This is a genomic window from Dactylosporangium fulvum (assembly GCF_025137375.1).
Taxonomy (GTDB): Bacteria; Actinomycetota; Actinomycetes; order Mycobacteriales; family Micromonosporaceae; genus Dactylosporangium; species Dactylosporangium fulvum.
This window is the reverse complement of sequence record NZ_CP073720.1, coordinates 5,407,944-5,427,665: the sequence shown is the minus strand read 5'-3', so window position 1 is coordinate 5,427,665 and position 19,722 is coordinate 5,407,944. Positions and strand designations below refer to the sequence as shown.

The 19,722-nt window shown below is 73.6% G+C and carries 19 protein-coding genes; 14 read left to right on the top strand and 5 right to left on the bottom strand.

Translation table 11 applies throughout. The features are described 5' to 3' along the window. Positions 1–27: 27 nt before the first annotated feature. Positions 28–816, bottom strand: a complete 789-nt coding sequence (locus Dfulv_RS25535) for an SAM-dependent methyltransferase (protein ID WP_319805690.1) — start codon at positions 814–816, stop codon at positions 28–30. Between the two features lie 131 nt (positions 817–947). Between Dfulv_RS25535 and nth the strand changes: the two genes are divergently transcribed. Next, the gene (gene nth, locus Dfulv_RS25530; protein ID WP_259855769.1) at positions 948–1,688 is read left to right on the top strand and encodes an endonuclease III; all 741 of its coding nucleotides are present in this window, start codon (positions 948–950) and stop codon (positions 1,686–1,688) included. 601 nt (positions 1,689–2,289) lie between these two features. On the opposite strand, the gene Dfulv_RS25525 is transcribed toward nth, so the two are convergent. Then, positions 2,290–3,378 carry a winged helix DNA-binding domain-containing protein gene (locus tag Dfulv_RS25525; protein ID WP_259855767.1) on the bottom strand — a complete coding sequence of 363 codons (1,089 nt, stop codon included), beginning with the start codon at positions 3,376–3,378 and terminating at the stop codon, positions 2,290–2,292. 10 nt (positions 3,379–3,388) lie between these two features. Between Dfulv_RS25525 and Dfulv_RS25520 the strand changes: the two genes are divergently transcribed. Then, positions 3,389–4,258 (top strand): DUF72 domain-containing protein, encoded by an 870-nt coding sequence (locus Dfulv_RS25520; protein ID WP_259855765.1) that lies wholly within the window; start codon positions 3,389–3,391, stop codon positions 4,256–4,258. Here the strand turns inward: Dfulv_RS25520 and Dfulv_RS25515 are convergent. Beyond that, entirely contained in the window at positions 4,233–5,414 is a 1,182-nt protein-coding gene (locus Dfulv_RS25515; RefSeq protein WP_259855763.1) for an aminotransferase-like domain-containing protein, read from the bottom strand. The two genes, Dfulv_RS25520 and Dfulv_RS25515, sit on opposite strands and share 26 nt — an antisense overlap. A 97-nt stretch (positions 5,415–5,511) precedes the next feature. Continuing rightward, positions 5,512–5,769, bottom strand: a complete 258-nt coding sequence (locus Dfulv_RS25510; protein ID WP_259855762.1) for a hypothetical protein — start codon at positions 5,767–5,769, stop codon at positions 5,512–5,514. 35 nt (positions 5,770–5,804) lie between these two features. Between Dfulv_RS25510 and Dfulv_RS25505 the strand changes: the two genes are divergently transcribed. Both Dfulv_RS25505 and Dfulv_RS25500 read left to right on the top strand, forming a co-directional pair. Then, positions 5,805–6,578: a class I SAM-dependent methyltransferase gene (locus Dfulv_RS25505; protein WP_259855761.1), complete on the top strand. Its 774-nt coding sequence runs from the start codon at positions 5,805–5,807 to the stop codon at positions 6,576–6,578. A 45-nt stretch (positions 6,579–6,623) separates the two neighbouring features. Then, positions 6,624–7,613 (top strand): malate dehydrogenase, encoded by a 990-nt coding sequence (locus Dfulv_RS25500; protein ID WP_259855759.1) that lies wholly within the window; start codon positions 6,624–6,626, stop codon positions 7,611–7,613. Positions 7,614–8,699: 1,086 nt separating this feature from the next. On the opposite strand, the gene Dfulv_RS25495 is transcribed toward Dfulv_RS25500, so the two are convergent. Continuing rightward, entirely contained in the window at positions 8,700–9,665 is a 966-nt protein-coding gene (locus tag Dfulv_RS25495) for a helix-turn-helix transcriptional regulator (RefSeq protein WP_259855751.1), read from the bottom strand. Positions 9,666–9,722: 57 nt separating this feature from the next. Here Dfulv_RS25495 and Dfulv_RS25490 point away from each other — a divergent pair, with 57 nt between their 5' ends. The 10 genes from Dfulv_RS25490 to Dfulv_RS25440 all read left to right on the top strand — a co-directional run bounded on the left by Dfulv_RS25490 (position 9,723) and on the right by Dfulv_RS25440 (position 19,720). After that, a complete protein-coding gene (locus Dfulv_RS25490) occupies positions 9,723–10,820 on the top strand; it encodes an epoxide hydrolase family protein (protein WP_259855749.1) in 1,098 nt (365 codons plus the stop codon). Positions 10,821–10,933: 113 nt separating this feature from the next. Beyond that, a complete protein-coding gene (locus Dfulv_RS25485) occupies positions 10,934–11,788 on the top strand; it encodes an STAS domain-containing protein (protein WP_259868073.1) in 855 nt (284 codons plus the stop codon). Further along, on the top strand, positions 11,788–12,189 hold the full coding sequence (locus tag Dfulv_RS25480; protein WP_259855747.1) for an STAS domain-containing protein: 402 nt from the start codon (positions 11,788–11,790) through the stop codon (positions 12,187–12,189). Before Dfulv_RS25485 ends, Dfulv_RS25480 begins: the two co-directional genes overlap by 1 nt. After that, positions 12,176–12,598, top strand: a complete 423-nt coding sequence (locus tag Dfulv_RS25475; RefSeq protein ID WP_259855745.1) for an ATP-binding protein — start codon at positions 12,176–12,178, stop codon at positions 12,596–12,598. The genes Dfulv_RS25480 and Dfulv_RS25475 overlap by 14 nt, the downstream gene beginning before the upstream one ends. Then, positions 12,586–13,620, top strand: coding sequence for a SpoIIE family protein phosphatase (locus Dfulv_RS25470; protein ID WP_259855743.1), 1,035 nt, complete (start codon positions 12,586–12,588; stop codon positions 13,618–13,620). The genes Dfulv_RS25475 and Dfulv_RS25470 overlap by 13 nt, the downstream gene beginning before the upstream one ends. Further along, on the top strand, positions 13,617–15,296 hold the full coding sequence (locus Dfulv_RS25465) for an ATP-binding protein (protein WP_319805689.1): 1,680 nt from the start codon (positions 13,617–13,619) through the stop codon (positions 15,294–15,296). Before Dfulv_RS25470 ends, Dfulv_RS25465 begins: the two co-directional genes overlap by 4 nt. Beyond that, positions 15,293–16,864, top strand: a complete 1,572-nt coding sequence (locus Dfulv_RS25455; RefSeq protein WP_259855741.1) for a fused response regulator/phosphatase — start codon at positions 15,293–15,295, stop codon at positions 16,862–16,864. The genes Dfulv_RS25465 and Dfulv_RS25455 overlap by 4 nt, the downstream gene beginning before the upstream one ends. Positions 16,865–16,940: 76 nt before the next feature. After that, the gene (locus Dfulv_RS25450; RefSeq protein ID WP_259855739.1) at positions 16,941–17,201 is read left to right on the top strand and encodes a Prokaryotic metallothionein; all 261 of its coding nucleotides are present in this window, start codon (positions 16,941–16,943) and stop codon (positions 17,199–17,201) included. Between the two features lie 67 nt (positions 17,202–17,268). Further along, positions 17,269–18,030, top strand: coding sequence for a polyphosphate--glucose phosphotransferase (gene ppgK / locus Dfulv_RS25445; protein WP_259855738.1), 762 nt, complete (start codon positions 17,269–17,271; stop codon positions 18,028–18,030). A gap of 34 nt (positions 18,031–18,064) precedes the next feature. Continuing rightward, positions 18,065–19,720 carry a serine/threonine-protein kinase gene (locus tag Dfulv_RS25440; protein ID WP_259855737.1) on the top strand — a complete coding sequence of 552 codons (1,656 nt, stop codon included), beginning with the start codon at positions 18,065–18,067 and terminating at the stop codon, positions 19,718–19,720. Positions 19,721–19,722 lie beyond the last annotated feature (2 nt).

Below are 19,722 nucleotides of genomic sequence, written 5' to 3'. Positions count from 1 at the left end.
TTGCCCGGGGCGGGCCCGGTCCTCGTCTCAGGGCTTGCGGGCCACGGCTCCGTAGAGCGCCACCTCGGACGGGGCCGGGCGGGTGCCGCTCTCGGGGCGCCAGTCCGGCACGCCGACCACACCCGGCTCGACCAGCTCCAGCCCGTCGAACAGCGCCGTGAACCGGGCCCGGTCGCGCGGCCACGCGTCGACCCGGCGTGCGGCGAGCATCGCGTCGTAGGCCGCCGCGTCCTGGGGCGTGGAGAAGTCCTTGGTCGAGTTGCTCACGACGACGTAGCTGCCCGGCGGCAGCGGGGCCATCAGCTCCCGCACCACCCGGGCGGCCTTGTCGTCGTCTTCGATGAAGTGCAGGACCGCGAGCAGCAGCACGCCGACCGGCTGCCCGAAGTCGAGCGTCTCGCGCACGGTCGGGTGACCCGTGATGGCGGCCGGGTCGGTGACGTCGGCCTCGACATACGCCGTCCGCCCCTCCGGCGTGCCGGTGAGCAGTGCACGCGCGTGGGCCATGACGATCGGGTCGTTGTCGGAGTAGACCACCCGGGCGGCCGGGTTGACCGCCTGCGCGATCTCGTGGGTGTTGTCGGGCGCGGGCAGCCCGCAGCCGATGTCCAGGAACTGCCGGACCCCCGCCTCCGCGGCCAGGAAACGGGTCGCGCGGCGCAGGTAGGCCCGGTTCTCGACGGCCATCGTGCGCACCGTCGGGAACACCTTGGCGATCAGGTCACCGGACTCACGGTCGGCGGCGAAATGGTCCTTGCCACCGAGCCAGTAGTTGTACCGCCGGGCGGGCTGCGCGGTCGACGTATCGAACTCCACGGCGCACACCTTAGTGCCCCGCCGCTGCCGCCGTGGGACCGCCTTCTTCGGGTCTTGGGTCGCACCGGGTCTTGGGTCGCACCCGTTCTTGTCGTGCCGTTTTTGTCGTACCCCGGACGTAGGGTCGTCTCGTGCCGTCGTCACGTCGCTCCGCAACAGCCGTCGAACCCGTCGCCCAGCCGTCCGGTCCCGATCTCGCCCTGAAGCGGCGGGCCCGGCGGATCCTGCGGCTGCTCACCGCCCGATACCCGGACGCGCGCCTCGAGCTGGACTTCGCCTCCCCGCTGCAACTGCTCGTCGCGGCGGTCCTCGCGGCCCAGGCACTCGACGAGCGGGTCAACGCGGTCACGCCGGTCCTGTTCGGACGCTTCCCGACAGCCGCCGACCTCGCCGCCGCCGACCCGGAGGAGATGGAGCGCATCCTCGTCCCGGTCGGCTACTACCGCAAGAAGACGGCATCGGTCATCAAGCTCGCCGAGGCGCTGGTCGAGCGCCACGGCGGCGAGGTGCCCCGGACGGTCGACGAGCTGGTCGCCCTGCCGTCGGTCGGCCGCAAGACGGCCAACATGGTCCTCGGCAACGCCTTCGGCACCCCGGCGGTCTCGGTCGACACCCACGTCGGCCGGGTCGCGCACCGGCTCGGCTGGGCCGAGGAGAAGGACGTCGAGGCGGTCGAGCAGGCCATCCGGTCCCTGTTCGACCGCAAGGACTGGGTCCCGGCCAACCTCCTGCTGATCCTCCACGGCCGCCGCACCTGCCACTCCCGCCGCCCCGCCTGCGGCGCCTGCCCGCTGCTCGCGGAGTGCCCGTCGGCCGGCCCGCCGGTCAAGGGCGAGCTCGACCCCGAGGAGGCCCGCGCCCTGCTCAAGTAGCACTCTCCCTCGCCGGGGGCCATGGTTGCCCGCCGGGTGCGGTCGCCCGCGTGCGGCCTGGTTGCCGCCCGATTTGGCTTCCAGCCCGGCCTGGGCCCGATCGGGCTGCCCGCGCCGCGGGTTAGGCCGCCGGGTCGTGCTGCCGGGTCGTGCTGCCGGGTCTTCGTGCCTGGTCTTCGTGCCTGGTCGCGCGGCCCGCGGGTTGGGTGGCCCGTCGTCTTGTCCGGGTCGCGCTGCTTGGGTCGCGCTGCACTGCTTCGGTTGCCCGCCTGTTTCGCGGCTGGTCCGCGTCAGCTGGGTGTGCCGGGTCGGTTGATCTTGGAGGATTTGGGTCCCTATGGGGGCCACAGTGCTCCAAGGTCAGCCTTGTGTGACCGCGAGGGGCGGGATCGTGGACTCGAGATCGTGGATCGGGGCGAGCAGCCAGCTTTGATCACGAGTTGTGGTTGTTCTAGCCGGTTGTCGATGGCGTTCCCGGTGCCGGGTCGGCATGGTGTCGCCGTCGTCGGGGTGTTCGTGATCCAGGGGAACACTGTGTTGCCGTGGCGACCGGATGTTTCCCTGGATCATGAAACGGACGAGTGCTGCGCGAAGGGGTGGGTCAGGACGTCGTGACGCGGGTGATCTCCTCGCGTAGCGACGCGGCCGGGACCTCGCCGTGCTCGGGGAACAGGTTCACGGTCACCTTGCCGTCGGTGCGGTCCCAGGTGCCGGCCACCCGGCCGCGATGGGCCACCACCGGGGAGATCCAGCCCGCCGTGCGGCTGATCTCGGGCCGGCGGCCGGGCGGGACCACCCGGGTGTCGGCCGTGCCCGGGCCCAGCACGAACTGGTCGAACGCGGGCAGCAGCCGGACCTCGCCGAAGTCGGCCGGGTCCGCGGCGGCCAGGGAGTCCAGGTCGGCCGTCCGGGCGTAGAGCCGTTCGCCCTCGACCTCCACCTCCGTCACGACGCCGTCGGCCAGCAGGGCCTTGAACCAGCCCTTCAGCATGGCCTTCTTCGACAGGCCGCGGATCAGCCACTGGTCGAACGTGGCGGGTGACGCCGGACCGAACGCACCGAGGTACGCCGGGATCACCACCCGCGCAGCATCCTCCGCGGACGGCAGTCCCGCCCAGCCGGGCAGGAACGTGTCCGGGCGCGTGAAGGTCACGCTGCCGCCGTCGGGCGGACCGTAGACCAGGAGGCCCTGCCAGGCGAGGGGCTTGAGCACCGTGCCCCAGCCGGAGCGCAGGTGCTCCTCGAGGCCCGGGTCGCCGGCGTGTTCCACGATCGCGGTGGTGAGCTCGTCGCGGCTCAGGACGGTACCGTCGAGCGCCTCCCACGCCGCGGCGCTGATCTGCTCCAGCTGCCCGGCCGTGACGAACGTCTTCTGCCAGGACGGCTTCTCCCAGGTCCGGGCGGCGGCGAGCAGCGCCAGGTGGGCGGGGGCCTCGGCGACGTCGAGCAGGTGCAGCGTGCCGCGGGCCGACCACGTCTTCACCAGCCGCTTGGCGGCCACGGCCGCGCGGACCGACGCCGGGTCGGGCACCGGCTGGCGGACGGCGACGGCCTGCTCGGCGGCGGAGGTGACCTGCGCCTGCACGCCGGCCAGCGCCCGCACGACCGCGAGCGGGTCGGGCGTGGGCCGGTGGAGGAGTTGTCGCCGGCAGCGCCAGCTCAGGACGTGCGGCCAGCTGAGAGAGAGCACAATGCAGAGTATGGCCATCCGCGTGGGCACGGCATCGTGGACCGACCCCACGCTGCTGGAATCAGGGTGGTACCCGGCGGACGCCGGCACCGCCGAGCAGCGGCTGGCGTACTACGCGTCGCAGTTCGGGCTGGTCGAGGTCGACGCCACCTACTACCACCCGCCGAGCGAGCAGACCGCCCGGCTGTGGGCACAGCGGACCCCGGACGGGTTCCTGTTCAACGTCAAGGCGTTCAGCCTGCTGACCGGGCACCCGACGAAGCCGTCCGCGATCTTCAAGGACCTGCGCCCGGAGACGGACAAGAAGAACCTGTACCCCGCAGACCTGTCGCCGCAGGCGTACGAGGACCTGTGGACCCGGTTCCTCACCGCCCTGGACCCGCTGGTCGAGGCCGGGAAGCTCGGCGCGGTGCTGTTCCAGTTCCCGCCGTGGTTCACGATCCGCCGCTCCAACAAGGAGTACCTCCTGGAGGTGCGGCGGCGGTGCAGCCCGCTGCCGGTCGCGGTCGAGCTGCGGCACAAGTCGTGGTTCGAGGGCGACAACGCCACCGAGACGCTCGACTTCCTGCGCGCGCACGAGCTGCCGTTCGTCGGCGTCGACATGCCGCAGGGGCACCGTTCGTCGGTCCCGCCGGTGCTGGAGGCCACCGCCGACCTGGCGATGATGCGGTTCCACGGCCGCAGCGACCGCTGGACGAGCAAGGACATCCACGAGAAGTTCGGCTACGAGTACAGCGTCGACGAGCTGCGCGAGTGGGTGCCGAAGCTGCGGGAGGTCGCCGCCACGGCCTCGAGCACCCACGTGCTCATGAACAACTGCTACTCCGACCACGCCCAGCGCAACGCGGCCGAGCTCATCGAGCTGCTGGACGAGGACTGAGCCCGCGCACGGCGGTGGCGAGCCGCCGGGCGGCCTCGGCCAGCTCGCCGGGGCCGAGCATCGAGTACGACAGCCGCACGTGGCCGTCCGGTCCGCCGCCCGCGTGGAACCGCCGCCCGCACATGAACGACACCCCGGCCGCCTCCGCCCGGGGCAGCAGCGCCGACGCCGTGAGGCCGTCCGGCAGCGGGAGCCAGACGAACCAGCCGCCGTCCGGCAGTGGCGGGTCCAGGCCCTCGGCGCGCAGGGCTGCCACGAGGGCGTCGCGTTGGGAGCTGTACCGGCTGAGGCCGCGGGCCAGGTGCCGCGCGTACCCGCCGGACGCCCCGAACGTCGCCATCGTCAGCGCCACCGTGTGGTTGACCCCGCCGCCGCTGTCGACGTACCCGCGGTCGGCGAGCGCGCCGACGAGCTCCGGCGGGCCGGTCAGCCAGCCCAGGCGCAGGCCCGGCGCGACGGTCTTGGCGAACGACCCGATCCGCACCACCCGCCCGCCGTGGTCCGCGCTCCACAGCGAGGCGGGCGCGGGTCCGGCGTACGACAGCTCCCGGTACGTGTCGTCCTCGATCACCAGCAGGTCGTACGCCGCCGCCACCGCCAGCAGCTCCCGGCGCCGGTCGGCGGGCAGCGACGCGCCCGTCGGGTTGGCGAACGTCGGCACGACGTAGCCCAGCCGGACGGTCCGCCCGGCCCCGCGCAGCCGCGACACCGTCTCGGCGACGGCGGCCGGGTCGGTGAAGGGCACCCCGACGAGGTCCGCCCGCCGGTCGGCGAGCACCCGCAGCGCGAGGTGGTACGTGGGCGTGTCGACGAGGACGGTGTCGCCGGGGGAGACCAGCAGCGACGAGACGAGCTCGAGGGCGTGGGACGCCCCGGCGGTCACGAACACCTCCGCCGGCCGCGGGCCGCGCCCGTCGGTGCCGGCCAGGTGCGCGCACAGCCAGTCGACGAGCTCGCCGGGGCCGGCCGCGTACCCGTACGTGAGCCCGCGCCACCCGTGCTCCCGCAGCGCCGCCGCGGTCGCCTCGCCCCACTCGTCGACCGGCAGCGCCGCCGGATGCGGATGGCCCCAGCCCAGGTCGAGGATCCCGGCGCGGGCGACGTACTGGATCGTGGGTCCGGCCACTGCCGCCATGTGCCCTCCGCTACCGGTCATGCCGGGACCATACCGGGTGCGCCTCACCGACCTCATGACCGAGCGACCCGACCTGGTCGCCCCGCTCGCCGAGATCATCCGCGCGACCGGCGAACGGCTACACGCGGCTGCCTGACACGGCCGGCCGGGTCTCCCGCTGCGCCGTCTCGACCGCCTCGCCGCGCGTGTCGCCGAGCCAGACCACGGAGCTCGTCGGCGTGCCCACGCGCCGCAGCATGCCGGTCTCGTCGGTCCACGCGACCAGGGGCAACGGCTGGACGTGCTCGGTGTCCCAGCCGACCACCCGGCCGGCCATGATCTCGTCGTCCGCGCTCGTGGCCAGCCACAGCGGGACGTTCTGCGGAATGATCGTCATTCCCGGGTGATGCCCGGACGGCGGAGGGTGCAACCATGCGGACTTTCGCCGAGCTGCTGGCCGAGGGGGAGGCGGTCCCGGTCGAGGGATGGGACTTCTCGTGGTTCGACGGGCGCGCCACGGAGGAGCGGCCGCCCTGGGGCTACGTCCGCCTGCTGGCCGGCCGGCTCGCCGGCGCGGGGTCGGTCCTGGACGTCCAGACCGGCGGCGGCGAGGTCGTCCGCGAGGCCCTCGAACGTGCCCGGGCCCATCCGGCGGTACTGGCGGCGACCGAGTCCTGGCCGCCGAACGCGGCCCTGGCCCGCGCCGCCCTCGCGCCGTGGCGGGCCGAGGTCGCGCAGGTCCCCGACGACGGGCCGCTGCCGTTCCCCGACGGCACGTTCGACCTCGTCAGCAGCCGCCACCCGGTGCTCGTCGGCTGGCCGGAGATCGCCCGGGTCCTCGCCCCCGGCGGCACGTACCTCGCCCAGCACGTCGGCGTCGGCACGGCCCGCGAGCTCACCGACTTCATGATGGGGCCGCAGCCGGTGAGCGACGTCCGCAGCCCGGCGCGGGCCGTCGCCGCCGCCGAGGCCGCCGGGCTGCGGGTCGTCGACCTGCGCGAGGCGACGCTGCGGATGGAGTTTTCGGACGTCGCGGCGGTCGTGGTGTACTTGCGGAAGGTGATCTGGATCGTCCCGGGGTTCACCGTCAGCCGGTACCGTCGCCGCTTGGAAGCTCTGCACGAGCGCATCGTGGACTCCGGGCCTTTCGTGGCACACACCACGCGGTACCTCATCGAATGCTCCCGTGATCGAGGGCCGCGATAGTTTGATGCGGAAGAGCCCACCCGCCACTGCTGCTGGAGAAGTCTCATGAGCGACACGCCCGTCAACGTCACCGTGACCGGCGCGGCCGGCCAGATCGGCTACGCCCTCCTGTTCCGTATCGCGTCCGGACAGCTGCTCGGCGCCGACACCAAGGTCAAGCTGCGGCTGCTGGAGATCCCGCAGGCCGTGCGGGCCGCAGAGGGCACCGCGCTGGAGCTGCAGGACGGCGCGTTCCCGCTGCTGGCCGGCGTGGACGTGTTCGACGACCCGAAGGCGGCCTTCTCCGGCGCCAACGTCGCGCTGCTCGTCGGGGCCCGCCCCCGCACCAAGGGCATGGAGCGCGGCGACCTGCTCGAGGCCAACGGCGGCATCTTCAAGCCGCAGGGTGAGGCGATCAACTCCGGCGCCGCCGACGACATCCGCGTCCTGGTCGTCGGCAACCCGGCGAACACCAACGCGCTCATCGCCCAGCGCAACGCCCCCGACGTGCCGGCCGAGCGGTTCACCGCGATGACCCGTCTCGACCACAACCGGGCCGTCGCCCAGCTGTCCGCCAAGCTCGGCGTGCCGGTCTCGGAGATCAGCAAGGTGACGATCTGGGGCAACCACTCCGCCACCCAGTACCCTGACCTGATCCACGCCGAGGTCGCCGGCAAGAACGCCGCCGAGACCGTGGGCGACCAGCAGTGGATCGCCGACGAGTTCATCCCGCGGGTCGCCAAGCGCGGCGCCGAGATCATCGAGGTCCGCGGCGCCTCCTCGGCCGCGTCGGCCGCCTCCGCCGCCATCGACCACGTCTACGACTGGGTCAACGGCACCCCGGAGGGCGACTGGACCTCGGCGGCGATCGTCTCCGACGGCTCCTACGGCGTCCCGGCCGGCCTGATCTCCTCGTTCCCGGTGGTGTCCCGCAACGGCCGCTGGGAGATCGTCCAGGGCCTGGAGATCGACGACTTCTCCCGTTCCCGCATCGACGCGTCGGTGGCGGAGCTGGCGGAGGAGCGCACGGCGGTCGAGCGCCTCGGCCTGATCTGACCGTTCCCTGCTCGCGACAGCGCCCCTCGGCTCCGTCCGGGGGGCGCTGTGCTGTTCCGGCCCGACTGGCCGGCGCCAGAAGGACACGGCCCGCAGAGCGTGTGCGACGCGTGGCGTGGCGCGGCGGCGTGGTGCGGTGCGACCGGGCGCGGGGTGCGAGGCGCTGGAGTGCGGCGCGGGGGCGCGCGAGGCGGTGCGAGGTGCGGCGCGAGGCGGGCGCAAAGTGTGGCGCGTTGCGCGTTGTGCGAGGTGGGGTGCAGTGCGGCGCGGGGGCGCACGAGGCGGCGCGGGGTTCGGCTCGGGGCCTCGCCGTTCCGGGCTTGCCCGCTCCACGTGCACCCCGCCGGGGCGGCCCCTCCGGCCAGTCCCACAGACCACGGAAACTCGGTGCTGTTCCAGCAATACCGAGTTTCCGTGGTCATGAAGCAGGCCGGCAGTTCGGCCCGGGTCACAGCATTCGACCAAGGCCGCCCCGCCGATCGCAGCTGCCGCGGAGGCCGACCGCGACTGCGGCCAGCCCCAGCCACCGCGCTCGGTGATCGCGAACATCTCGCGATCACGGGCGCGGTGGCTGAGCCAGGCCGGGTGGTGCGGCTGCGGTTGGTAGATCAAGGGAAACTTCGGGTTGCCTGGGCAGCCGGATGTTTCCGACGATCAAGCAGCCCGGGTCGGGCCAGGCGCGGAGCACGGCCGCCCCGGACGACGGGGCCGCGGACGCCGCGAACCGGCACCGCGAGGGCGCGGCCGGGTGAGCGGCCCGGCACCGCTTGACAAGATCCTTCACAGATCACGGACGTTCCAGGGTGTTCCGGCACCACGGAACGTCCGTGATCATGAGGTGGGAGTCGCGCACCCGAAGCCGCGGCATGATCACGGAGGTTTTCGGGGGTTCCGGGAGCCTGTTGCGCAATTCGGATCCCTCGCGCGTCAACCCCGACAAAGCCGCGCCGATCTTGGAGTTGTGGTCCTTGACAAACCCGGACAAATTCGGAGGTTCATGGCGCCACAACTCCAAGATCGGCGCGTAGTTGGGCCGCCGGCGCTGTCCCAGCGAATTACGCAACAGGCTCCCGGGAAACTCCGTGATCATGTAATGGGCCGCTCGGAGGCCGCTGCCGTCAGGCGTTGCGCCAGGCCGCGGATCACCGTCACGAGCTCGGGCGGGTCGAGCACCTCGAACGGGATGCCCTTCAGCGCGACGTACAGCGCCAGTTGCTCCAGCGAGTTCGACCCGGTGTGCAGCACGCACCGCGCGTCGTCCAGCGGCTCCAGCCGGCCGGCCGTGGGGGAGGACCGGTCCGCGACGACCTCGGCGGGGGCGTGCATCAGGATGCGGGCCCGGAACCGGTACACGTCCGAGGCCACCGACTGCGAGAGCTGCTCCGCCGGCGGGGCGGGTGGCTCGCGGGGAACGAAGCGCGGGCCCGTCGGTGTCCGCGGGCGCAGCCGGTCGACCCGGAACGTCCGCCAGTCCGACCGCTCCACATCGTAGGCCAACAGGTACCACCGCCGGCCGGTGTGCACCAACCGGTGCGGCTCCGTCGTGCGCACCGACGGCACGCCGTCGTGGTCGAGGTAGTCGAACCGCAGCCGGTGGTGGTCCCGGCAGGCGGTGGCCAGCGCGGTCAGCGTGTCCGGGTCGACCGCCGGGCCGCCGGCGGCGAGCGGCACCGTCACCTCCTGCAGGAGCCGCACGCGGTGGCGCAGCCGCGACGGGAGCATCTGCTCGAGCTTGGCCAGCGCCCGCACCGAGGTCTCGGCGATGCCCGCCACGCTGAACCCGGCCGCCGTGCGCAGTCCGACCGCGACCGCGACGGCCTCCTCGTCGTCGAGCAGCAGCGGCGGCAGCGCCCCGCCGGAGCCGAGCCGGTAGCCGCCCGTCACGCCGGGGGTGGCCCGCACCGGGTAGCCCAGCGAGCGCAGCTTCTCCACGTCGCGGCGCACCGTGCGGTCGGTGACCTCCATCCGCGCGGCCAGCTCGGCGCCGGTCCACTCGGAGCGGGTCTGGAGCAGGGACAGCAGCCGTAACAGCCGGGCAGCGGGCATGAACAACAGTATGTCCGCGATCGCGGACCGAAAGTGTCCGCGATCGTCCGTAGCGTCTGCGCCATGACAACACCGTTCCGATTCGCCGTCCCGCAGGCCGACCTCGACGATCTCCGCGCGCGCATCCGCGCCACCCGGTGGGCCGTCCAGCTTCCCGACGCGGAGGCCGCCAAGGGTGTACCGGTGGCGCAGCTGCGGGAACTCGCCGAGTACTGGGCCGACGGGTACGACTGGCGCAAGCATGAGGCGCTGCTGAACGAGCACCCGCAGTACACCTCGGAGATCGACGGCCAGACGATCCACTTCCTGCACGTCCGGTCGCCGCACCCGCACGCGCTGCCGCTGCTGCTCATCCACGGCTGGCCGGGTTCGGTCGCGGAGTTCCTCGACGTCGTCGCGCCGCTCACGAGCGACGGGGACACCCCGTTCCACCTCGTCATCCCGTCGATCCCCGGGTTCGGCCCGTCGACGCCGCTGGCCGGGCCCGGCTGGGACTGCCGCCGGATCGCCCGGGCGTTCGCGGCGCTCATGGCCGGCCTGGGCTACGAGCGCTACGGCGCGCAGGGCGGCGACTTCGGCGCCCTCATCGCGCCCGACCTGGCGCGCGTCGATCCGGAGCACGTCGTCGGGGTGCACGTCAACGCCGCGACGATGGGCTTCATCCCGTTCGGCGACGTGGACGAGGAGGACCTGACGGAGGCGGAGCGGGTGCGGCTGGGCCGAATCGGACGCTTCATGACCGACGGCAACGGCTACTTCCAGCTCCAGGCGACCCGCCCGCAGACGATCGCGCACGCGCTCGCCGACTCACCCGTCGGCCAGCTCGCCTGGATCCTCGAGAAGTTCCGCGAGTGGGCCGTCGAGCCGGTCGACCGCGACCGGATCCTCACCGGCACCATGCTCTACTGGCTCTTCGTCGCCGCCGGCAGCGCGGCCAACCTCTACTACGAGCAGATGCACAGCGGGAACTGGCCCGTGCCGTCCGGCGTGCCGACCGGCGTCGCGGTGTTCGCCGAGGACCTGCCGATCCGGCGGTACGCGGAGCAGGCCAACCGCATCACCCACTGGTCCGAGTTCGGCCGGGGCGGTCACTTCGCCGCACTGGAGGCGCCGGACCTGCTGGTGGGGGACATCCGCGCCTTCTTCAGCAGTCTGGTGTGAGATTTCTCGGTTGACATTTGCAACACGTCAAACAGTGTCCGCGTTCGCCGTGGCCGTCGCGGGGCGGTACCGTCTGGTCCGACGTGGACGAGGGGCAGACGGGAGTGACACGGGTGAAGGTGAACGCCGAGGCGAGGCAGCGGCTCAGTGCGCTTCTGCGGTCGCACGAGGACGAGGTCGTGAAGCGGTGGACCGACATCGTGGCGCGCACGCTGCGCGGCCGGCTCACCGACGCGGAGCTGCACCGCCAGGTGCAGGAGGTCCACGGGGCACTGCTCGCCATGCTCGAGGCCGAGGCCGACGGCGACCTGGCGGGCGCCGCCGGGGCCGAGTCACGGGCCGCGCTCGCCGACCTGTCGCGTGACTGGGCCAGGCAGGGCTTCACCCCGATCGAGACGGCCAACCTGGTCTTCACGGTCAAGGAGGTCGTCCTCGGCCTCGCCGACGGCGGGCAGGCCGACCAGGTGCCGGCCGACTTCCTCGTGCTGTCGCTGCTGGTCGACGAGATGGGGCTGTTCACCTTCGACACCTACGCGAAGGCCCGCGAGTCGATCATCGCCGACCAGACCGAGCAGCTGCTGGAGCTGTCCACGCCTGTCGTGAAGCTGTGGGACGGTGTCGTCGCCGTGCCGCTCGTCGGCACCCTCGACTCGGCCCGCGCGCAGGTCGTCATGGAGAAGCTGCTGCAGACGCTCGTCGACACCGGCTCGGGCTTCGCCATCGTCGACATCACCGGCGTGCTGGCCGTCGACACGCAGGTCGCCCAGCACATCCTCAAGACCGTCGTCGCGGCCCGGCTCATGGGTGCGGAGTGCATCATCTCCGGCATCCGCCCGCAGATCGCCCAGACCGTCGTCGCGCTGGGCATCGAGTTCGGCGACATCGTCACCAAGGCGAGCCTCGCCGACGCGCTCCAGCACGCGCTGCGGGCCAGCGGGGTCGACCTCGTGAAGCGCAAGGCGGCCTGATGGACCGGGTGCCCGTCCTGAAGATCGGCGACATCCTGCTGGTGTCGATCCAGATCGACCTCGACGACCAGACGGCCCTCCAACTGCAGGAGGACCTCGCCGACCGGATCGTGGAGACCGGCGCCCACGGGGTCGTCATCGACATCTCCGCCCTGGAGATCGTCGACTCGTTCATCGGCCGGATGCTGTCGACGATCGCCGCGGTGTCGCGGGTCCTCGACGCCGAGACCGTCGTCGTCGGCATGCGCCCGGCCGTCGCCATCACGCTGGTCGAGCTGGGCCTGTCGCTCAACGGGGTGCGCACGGCCCTCAACGTCGACAAGGCCCTGGAGATCCTCGCCGAGACCAAGCAGGTTCACGGCGTCGGCGTGCTCGCGGTTGCCGACGATGACACGGCCTGAGTCGCCGCCCGAGGCACCCACCCGGCTGGACATCGCCGACGACAAGGACGTCGTGCGGGTGCGCCAGGCCGTCCGGGTCGTCGCCGTCGCGGCCAAGCTGCCGCTGGTCGACCAGACGAAGCTCGTCACCGCGGCCAGCGAGCTGGCCCGCAACACGCTGATCCACGGCGGCGGCGGATACGCCACCGTGGGCCCGGTGCACAACGGCCGGCGGGCCGGGGTGCGGGCCGAGTTCGTCGACACCGGCCCGGGCATCGTCGACCTCGACCTCGCGTTCACCGACGGCTACACCACGGGCAGCGGGCTGGGGCTCGGCCTGAGCGGGTCCCGCCGCCTGGTCGACGAGTTCGAGATCGAATCGGCTCCCGGCGACGGCACACGCATCACGGTGACCAAGTGGGCCCGGTGACCGCCGCGGCGCCGCCGGCCGTCGAGGAGCTCGGCTGGGTGGCGGTGGACGACAGCGGCGCGGCCGGGATCGCCCGGCGGCTGGCGGGCGACGGCGCGCGGCGGCTCGGCTTCACCGAGCAGCGCGCCGGCGAGGTGGCGATCGTCGCCGCCGAGCTCGCCAGCAACCTGCACCGTCACGCCGACGCCGGTGCGCTGTCGGTGCGGATCCTGCGCCGCGGCGAGATCGGCGGGATCGAGCTGGTCGCCGTCGACAGCGGGCCGGGCATGGCCGACCTGCCGTTCAGCGCCGTCGACGGGCACTCCACCGCCGGTACGCTCGGCATCGGCCTCGGCGCCGTCCGGCGCCTCTCCGACAGCTCCGGCGGCTTCTCCGTGCCCGGCCGGGGCACGGTGCTCGCCGCCCGCCTCTGGCCGGCCGGCGCCGTCGTCGCCGGCGAGCCGCCGGTCGCGGGCCTCAGCCGGCCGATCACCGGCGAGAAGGTGTGCGGCGACCGGTACGCCGCCCGGCTCCACGGCGGGGCGCTGCTCGTGCTCGTCGCCGACGGCCTCGGCCACGGTGCCCTCGCCGGCGCCGCCGCGGCGGCCGTCGTCGACGCGTTCCACGCGACCGCGCTCGACGCGCCCGGCGCGATCGTGGAGCACCTCCACCGGGCCGTCTCCCACACCCGGGGCGCCGCCGCGTCGGTCGCCCGCATCGAGGGTGGCACGGTCCGGTTCGCCGGGCTCGGCAACGTCGCCGGCAGCATCGCGTCTCCCGGCGGCGAGCGGCGCGGGATGGTCGCCATGCCGGGCATCGTCGGGCACCAGTCGCGCGGCGTGCGCGAGTTCGCCTACGACCTGCCGCCCGAAGCGGTCGTGGTGCTGCACAGCGACGGCGTGTCGGACCGCTGGCGCCTGCCCGACTACCCGGGACTGTCCCGCCAGGACCCGCTGCTGGTCGCCGCGACGCTGCTGCGTGACGCCGGCGTGCGCCGCGACGACGCCTGTGTGGCGGTGGCCCGGGCGTCGGTGCCCGGATGAGCGTCGAACCGCTGCTGAGCCTGACGCTGCGCGACGAGCAAGCGGTGTTCGTGCTGCGCCAGCGCGGCCGCGAGGTCGCCGCCGCGCTGGGCATGGAGCACCAGGACCAGGTCCGGGTGGCCACCGCGCTCAGCGAGATCGGCCGTCAGGTTCCCGGCGCCACCGTGACGTTCTCCACGACGGACACGCCACGGCCCCAGTTGATGATTGTTGTCTCTGAGGTCGGATGGGGTAGTGGGACACCTGACGGCGTGGCGGCGGCCGCGCGGCTGATGGACGAGGTGCGGGTGGAGGACGAGCGGATCACCCTGACGCGGCGGCTGCCGGGCCGGAACACCCCGGAGCAGCTGGCTGCGGCACGGCAGGAGCTGGCGGCGAGCGCGCCCACCACGGCGCTCGACGAGCTCAGCGTGCAGAACCAGCAGCTGGTCGCCGCGCTGGAGGACGTCCAGGCGCACCGGGACGAACTGCTGCAGCTCAACGCCGAGCTGGAGGAGACCAACAAGGGCGTCATGGCGCTGTACGGGCAGCTGTCGGAGGAGCTGGAGCAGACCAACCAGGGCGTCGTCGCGTTGTACGCGGAGCTGGACGAGCGCTCGGCCCAGCTGCGGGAGGCCAACGAGGCGAAGAGCCGGTTCCTGGCCAACGTGTCCCACGAGCTGCGCGCCCCGGTGACGGCGATCATCGGGCTGACCCGGCTGCTGCTCGACCCGCGCTCCGACCCGCTCACCGGCGAGCAGAACCACCAGCTCCAGCTGGTGCGCAGCTCCGCCGCCGACCTGCTCGACCGGGTCAACGACCTGCTCGACCTGGCCAAGGCCGAGTCGAACCGGATCGAGGTGAACTGGGAGCGGGCCGACCTCGCCGCGGTCTTCGGGCAGCTGCGCGGCACCCTGCGGCCCCTCGCGAAGCCCGGCGTCGAGCTCGTCGTCGAGGAGCCGCCCGCCGCCGGCCTGGTCACCGACGAGCTGCTGCTCACGCAGATCCTGCGCAACCTGCTCACCAACGCGCTGAAGTTCACCGGCCGCGGCACCGTGACCATGGGCGGCTGGGTCGCCGGGGACCGGCTCAACATCGCCGTGGCCGACACCGGCATCGGCATCCCGGCCGCCGAGCAGCCGCGGGTGTTCGAGGAGTTCCACCAGGTCCGCGGCGCCCACCAGACCGGCGGCACCGGGCTCGGCCTGCCCTACGCCCGGCGGCTCGCCGGACTCCTCGGCGGCGTGCTCACCATGGTCAGCGAGCCCGGCGAGGGCAGCACCTTCACGCTGTCCCTGCCGCTGCGCCCGCCGCCGCCGGACGAGGCCGACCTGCCGCGGGTCGGCCGGGCGCTGCTCGTCGACGACGACCCGGCGGCCCGGCGCCTGCTCCGCCAGGCCCTCACCGGGATGGCGGACGAGGTCGCCGAGGCGGCCGACGTGCGGTCGGCGCTGGCGATCGCGGCGCGCGAGCGGCCCGACGTCGTTTTCCTCGACCTGCGGATGCCCGGCGGGGACGGCACCGGGTTCCTCGCCGCCACGGCCGGCGACCCGGACCTGTCCGCCGTCCCGGTCGTCGTGGTCACCGCCGCCGACCCCGCGGACTTCACCGGCCTCGACCGCGCGGCCGCGGTCCTGGCGAAGGAGCAGCTCTCGCGGCGCGCCGTCGCGGAGGTCCTCACGCGGATCGTCCGGTGAGCCCGGGGAGCGCCGGGGCCGCCGCCGACATCCTCGTCGTCGACGACAGCCCCTCGAAGCGGTACGTCATCACGAGCTGGCTGCGCCGCGACGGGCACCGGGTCACCGAGGCCGCCACCGGCGCCGAGGCGCTCGAGCTGCTCGCCCGGCACCCGGCCGAGCTCGACGTCCGGCTGCCCGACATCGACGGGTTCGAGGTCGCCGAGCGCATCAAGGCGGACCCGCGGACCTCGGCGGTGCCCGTCATCCACGTCTCGGCCACCGCCGTCCACGTCGTCGACCGCACGCAGGGCCTCAGCCGTGGCGCCGACGCGTACCTGGCGGAGCCGATCGATCCCGACGAGCTGCTCGCCACGGTCCAGGCGATGCTGCGGTACTACCGGGCGCGCCGCCGTGCGGAACGCCTCGCCGGCCGGCTCACCCGGCTGGTCGAGACGACCGCCGCGATCAACGCCGCGACCACGCTGGCCGGGCTGCTCCACGTCGGCGCGAGCGGCGCCGCCAGCGTCTTCGAGGGCCCGGCCGCCGTCGCGGCGGCGTCCGACGCGACCGGCGCCCTCGCCGTCCAGGTCGACGGGGTGGGTGGCCTCCCGGCCATCCGGCCCGCGCACCCGGTGCAGTTCGCCGAGGACCCGCTGGAGGGGCTGGTCGGCACCGTCCTGTTCCACCAGGACGGCGGCCCCTGGTGGGACGCGCCGGTGTGGCGGGTCGTCGCCCGTGCCAAGGCCGGCCGGGAACCGCTGCACATCGCGGTGCCGGCCGCCGGGTTCGACGAGGACGACTCCGACCTGCTGCGCCAGCTCGGCCAGGCGATGGCCCTCGCGGTCGAGGCGCTGCGCAGCTACGACGAGGAGCGCCGCACGGCGCTGGCCCTGCAGCAGAACATGCTGCCGGCCAGCCTGCCGGCGTTCGACGGCTACGAGATCGCGGTGCGCTACCAGCCGGCGAGCGAGCACGCCTCGGTCGGCGGCGACTTCTACGAGGTCGTGGCCGTCGAGGGGTATCTCGTGGCCGCCATCGGCGACGTCGCCGGGCATTCGCTGCGGGCCGCGACGATCATGGCCGAGGTCCGGCACGCGCTGCGGGCCTACCTCGTCGAGGGCCACGCGCCGGGCCGCACCATGGAGCGGCTCAACCGCATGATGCTGCGGTTCCTGCCGGAGGAGATCGCCACGATGTGCCTCCTGCGCATCGACCCTGCCACCGGCGAGACCCGTCTCGCCAACGCCGGGCACCCGCCGCCGGTGCGGGTCCTCGACGGCCGGGTGGCGGTCGAGGAGGGCCGAGTCGCACTGCTCGGGGTGGCGCTGCCGCACGAGGCCGAGGTCGCGTTCACGCTGGCGCCCGGCGAGGCGCTCGTCCTGGTCACCGACGGCCTCATCGAGGCGCGCGGGCACACGTTCAACGAGGGCCTCGAGCGGCTCTGCGCGGCCGCCGCCGGGGTGGGCGCCGGTGACCTGGAGGAGTTCTGCGACGGCCTGCTCGCCACGCTGAGCGCCGACTCGCGCGACGACGACGTGGCGCTGCTGGTGATCCGCCGCGGGCCGGCGGGTGACGCGTCCGGGTGAGTTCCGGCCGAAGCGGTTGCGGGCCCGGCCCGTGTCCCCGGACGCTGCGGGAAACCGACGGACGGGGGACAGCGCGATGGCGGTCTGCGAGACCTGCGGCAACGACTACTACATGACCTTCGAGGTGCGCACGGTCGGGGGCGGCGTGCACGTCTTCGACTCGTTCGAGTGCGCGATCCACCGGCTCGCGCCGGTGTGCGAGCACTGCGGCACCAGGATCGTCGGGCACGGGGCGGAGGTGTCCGGCCGCTTCTACTGCAGCGCGCACTGCGCCCGCTCGGGGGACACCACGGCCGGGTTCGAGATTCGCGACTCGGTGGGGGCATACCCCGGGTGATCCAGGGGCGGCCGCGCCATGATTGGGTTCTGGGCAAGAGAGAGTTCATCGGCGCGGAGGAGCAGCGGTGGTCGTCCTGGGCATCGACATCGGCGGTTCCGGCATCAAGGGGGCTCCGGTCGACCTGTCGACCGGCCAGTTCACCAGTGACCGGGTGAGGATCGAGACGCCGCAGCCGGCCGACGTGCCCAGCGTGGTGAAGACGGTCGTGGCGGTCGCCGGCCAGTTCGACCCGGCGTCCGCCATCGGCATCACCTTCCCGGCGGTCGTCCAGCACGGCGTCACGAAGACCGCCGCGAATGTCGACGGCTCGTGGGTCGACGCGCCGGCCGAGCGGCTGTTCACCGAGGCTCTCGGCCGGCCGGTGACGGTGCTCAACGACGCCGACGCGGCCGGGGTCGCCGAGGTGGAGTACGGCGCCGGCAAGGGCGTCGGCGGCCTCGTCGTCATGGTCACCTTCGGCACCGGCATCGGCAGCGCGCTGTTCATCGACGGCAAGCTCGTGCCCAACACGGAGTTCGGCCATCTGCAGATGAGCGGCCTGCACCTGCACGGCGGCGACGCGGAGGACTACGCCTCGGACCGGGTCCGGGAGGCCGAGGAACTGCCGTGGCACGAGTTCGGCGAGCGCGTGCAGACGTACCTGCGGCACCTGCACGCCCTGCTGTGGCCCGACCTGATCATCGTCGGCGGCGGGGTCAGCAAGAAGGCGGACAGGTGGCTGCACCACGTCGACGTGCCCACCCGCGTGGTGCCGGCGACGCTGCAGAACAACGCCGGCATCGTCGGCGCCGCCCTCCTCGCCCGGCGGAGAGCCGCCGCCGCGTGACCCGTGCGTGCGTGTGTAGGGCACGATGGCAGGCATGGGGGACCCGCCCGCACCGCTGCGCGACACCGATCCGGCGACCGTCGGGCAGTACCGGCTGCGGGGCGTGCTCGGCGTCGGCGGGATGGGCATCGTCTACCTCGCCACCGCACCCGGCGGCCGTGACGTCGCGCTGAAGGTGATCAATCCGGCGCTGCACGGCGACCCGCTGTTCCGGCACCGCTTCGCCGCCGAGGCGGCCGCCGCGTCGCGGGTCGCCGGGTTCTGCACCGCCCGGGTGCTCGACGTGGCCCTCGACGGCCCGGCGCCGTACCTGGTGACGGAGTACGTGCCCGGGCCGTCCCTGCACGACTACGCGACCGCACACGGCCCGCTCGAGGGCCAGGTGACGGCGGTGGCCGTCGGCGTGGCGGCGGCGCTGACCGCGATCCACGCCGTCGGCCTGGTCCACGCCGACCTCAGCCCGCGCAACGTGCTGCTGTCGCCGTTCGGCCCGAAGGTCATCGACTTCGGCGTGGCACGCCTGCTGGGCCACACCGGCCCGGCCGACCGGCAGCAGTTCGGCACGCCGGGCTGGCTCGCCCCGGAGCAGCGGCGGGGCGGCCCGCCGAGCCAGGCCAGCGACGTGTACGCGTGGGGCCTGCTGGTCGCCTGGGCCGGCACCGGCCGGATGCCGTTCGCCGGGCCGGCGGATGAGGCCGGCCGGCCCGAACTCGACGGCCTGGACCCGGCCCTGGCGGAGGTGGTGGGCCGGGCGCTGCGCGCGGACCCGGCGGCCCGCCCGCGCGCGGAGCAGGTCCTGCTCGCCCTGGTCGGCCAGCGCGACCCGGCCGAGGTGCGGATGCCGCCCCCGACCGGTGCCGCTGCCACCGCCCGCGTGGAGCGGGACCAGACCGGGGCCACGGTCCGGCATCCGGCCGGCCCCGGGCGGCACGGCGCGCGGTTCGCGCCCGGCGCCGCCCCGGTGAGCCCGCGCCCGGTCGGCCCGACGGCGGTCGACCCCACGGTGGCCGACGCGCTGATGGCGGGCCCGATCCTGACCGGTGCGGGGAGCCCGGCCGGCGCGGCCGCCGACGCGCGCTTCCGCTCGCGGCCCCTGCCGCCGGTCCCGCCGCCGCCGCGGCCCAGGCCGCGCCGTGTGGGGCGGGCGGTCTTCACCGGCGTCGCCCTCGCCGCGGTCCTGGCCTGCCTGCTGGGGGTGCTGAAGCTCGCCGAGTCGGCCGGCGGCGACGACAACGGTGGCGACGGCGAACCGGGCGCCGGGGCCACGCCCGGCGCGGCCCGCACGACGGCCAAGCCGCCGAAGCCGAGCCCGGTCGCCGCGGACGGGAAGCTGCGGTTCACCGTCGCGGGGCTCTCCTGCGGTACCACCGAACTCGGTCCATGGCCGGTCACCAAAAAGGCGCAGGGCCAGTTCTGCCTGGTGGAGCTGAAGGTCGAGAACGTCGGTGACGGCAACGCGCGGGTCTGGCTGGGCAGTCAGCACCTGCGTGACGTGGACGCGCGGGAGTACTCGCCCGACGAGCTCTCGTGGATCTACTACGAGAAGACCCGGCCGCTGCTCAGCGACATCAATCCGGGCAACTCGGTCACCGGCACGCTCGTCTTCGACGTGCCGGCCGGGGTCGCGCTCGCGGAGCTGCGGGTCAAGGAGCATCCGCTCAGCGGCGGCAAGACCATCCGGCTGCGCTGATT

Excerpts from the sequence above, each read along its gene's own strand:
- Dfulv_RS25520 (WP_259855765.1), top strand. The coding sequence starts at position 3,389 with ATGGCCATCCGCGTGGGCACGGCATCGTGGACCGACCCCACGCTGCTG.
- Dfulv_RS25515 (WP_259855763.1), bottom strand. The coding sequence starts at position 5,414 with ATGACCGGTAGCGGAGGGCACATGGCGGCAGTGGCCGGACCCACGATC.
- Dfulv_RS25510 (WP_259855762.1), bottom strand. The coding sequence starts at position 5,769 with ATGACGATCATTCCGCAGAACGTCCCGCTGTGGCTGGCCACGAGCGCG.
- Dfulv_RS25505 (WP_259855761.1), top strand. The coding sequence starts at position 5,805 with ATGCGGACTTTCGCCGAGCTGCTGGCCGAGGGGGAGGCGGTCCCGGTC.
- Dfulv_RS25500 (WP_259855759.1), top strand. The coding sequence starts at position 6,624 with ATGAGCGACACGCCCGTCAACGTCACCGTGACCGGCGCGGCCGGCCAG.
- Dfulv_RS25490 (WP_259855749.1), top strand. The coding sequence starts at position 9,723 with ATGACAACACCGTTCCGATTCGCCGTCCCGCAGGCCGACCTCGACGAT.
- Dfulv_RS25480 (WP_259855747.1), top strand. The coding sequence starts at position 11,788 with ATGGACCGGGTGCCCGTCCTGAAGATCGGCGACATCCTGCTGGTGTCG.
- Dfulv_RS25475 (WP_259855745.1), top strand. The coding sequence starts at position 12,176 with ATGACACGGCCTGAGTCGCCGCCCGAGGCACCCACCCGGCTGGACATC.
- Dfulv_RS25465 (WP_319805689.1), top strand. The coding sequence starts at position 13,617 with ATGAGCGTCGAACCGCTGCTGAGCCTGACGCTGCGCGACGAGCAAGCG.
- Dfulv_RS25450 (WP_259855739.1), top strand. The coding sequence starts at position 16,941 with ATGGCGGTCTGCGAGACCTGCGGCAACGACTACTACATGACCTTCGAG.
- Dfulv_RS25440 (WP_259855737.1), top strand. The coding sequence starts at position 18,065 with ATGGGGGACCCGCCCGCACCGCTGCGCGACACCGATCCGGCGACCGTC.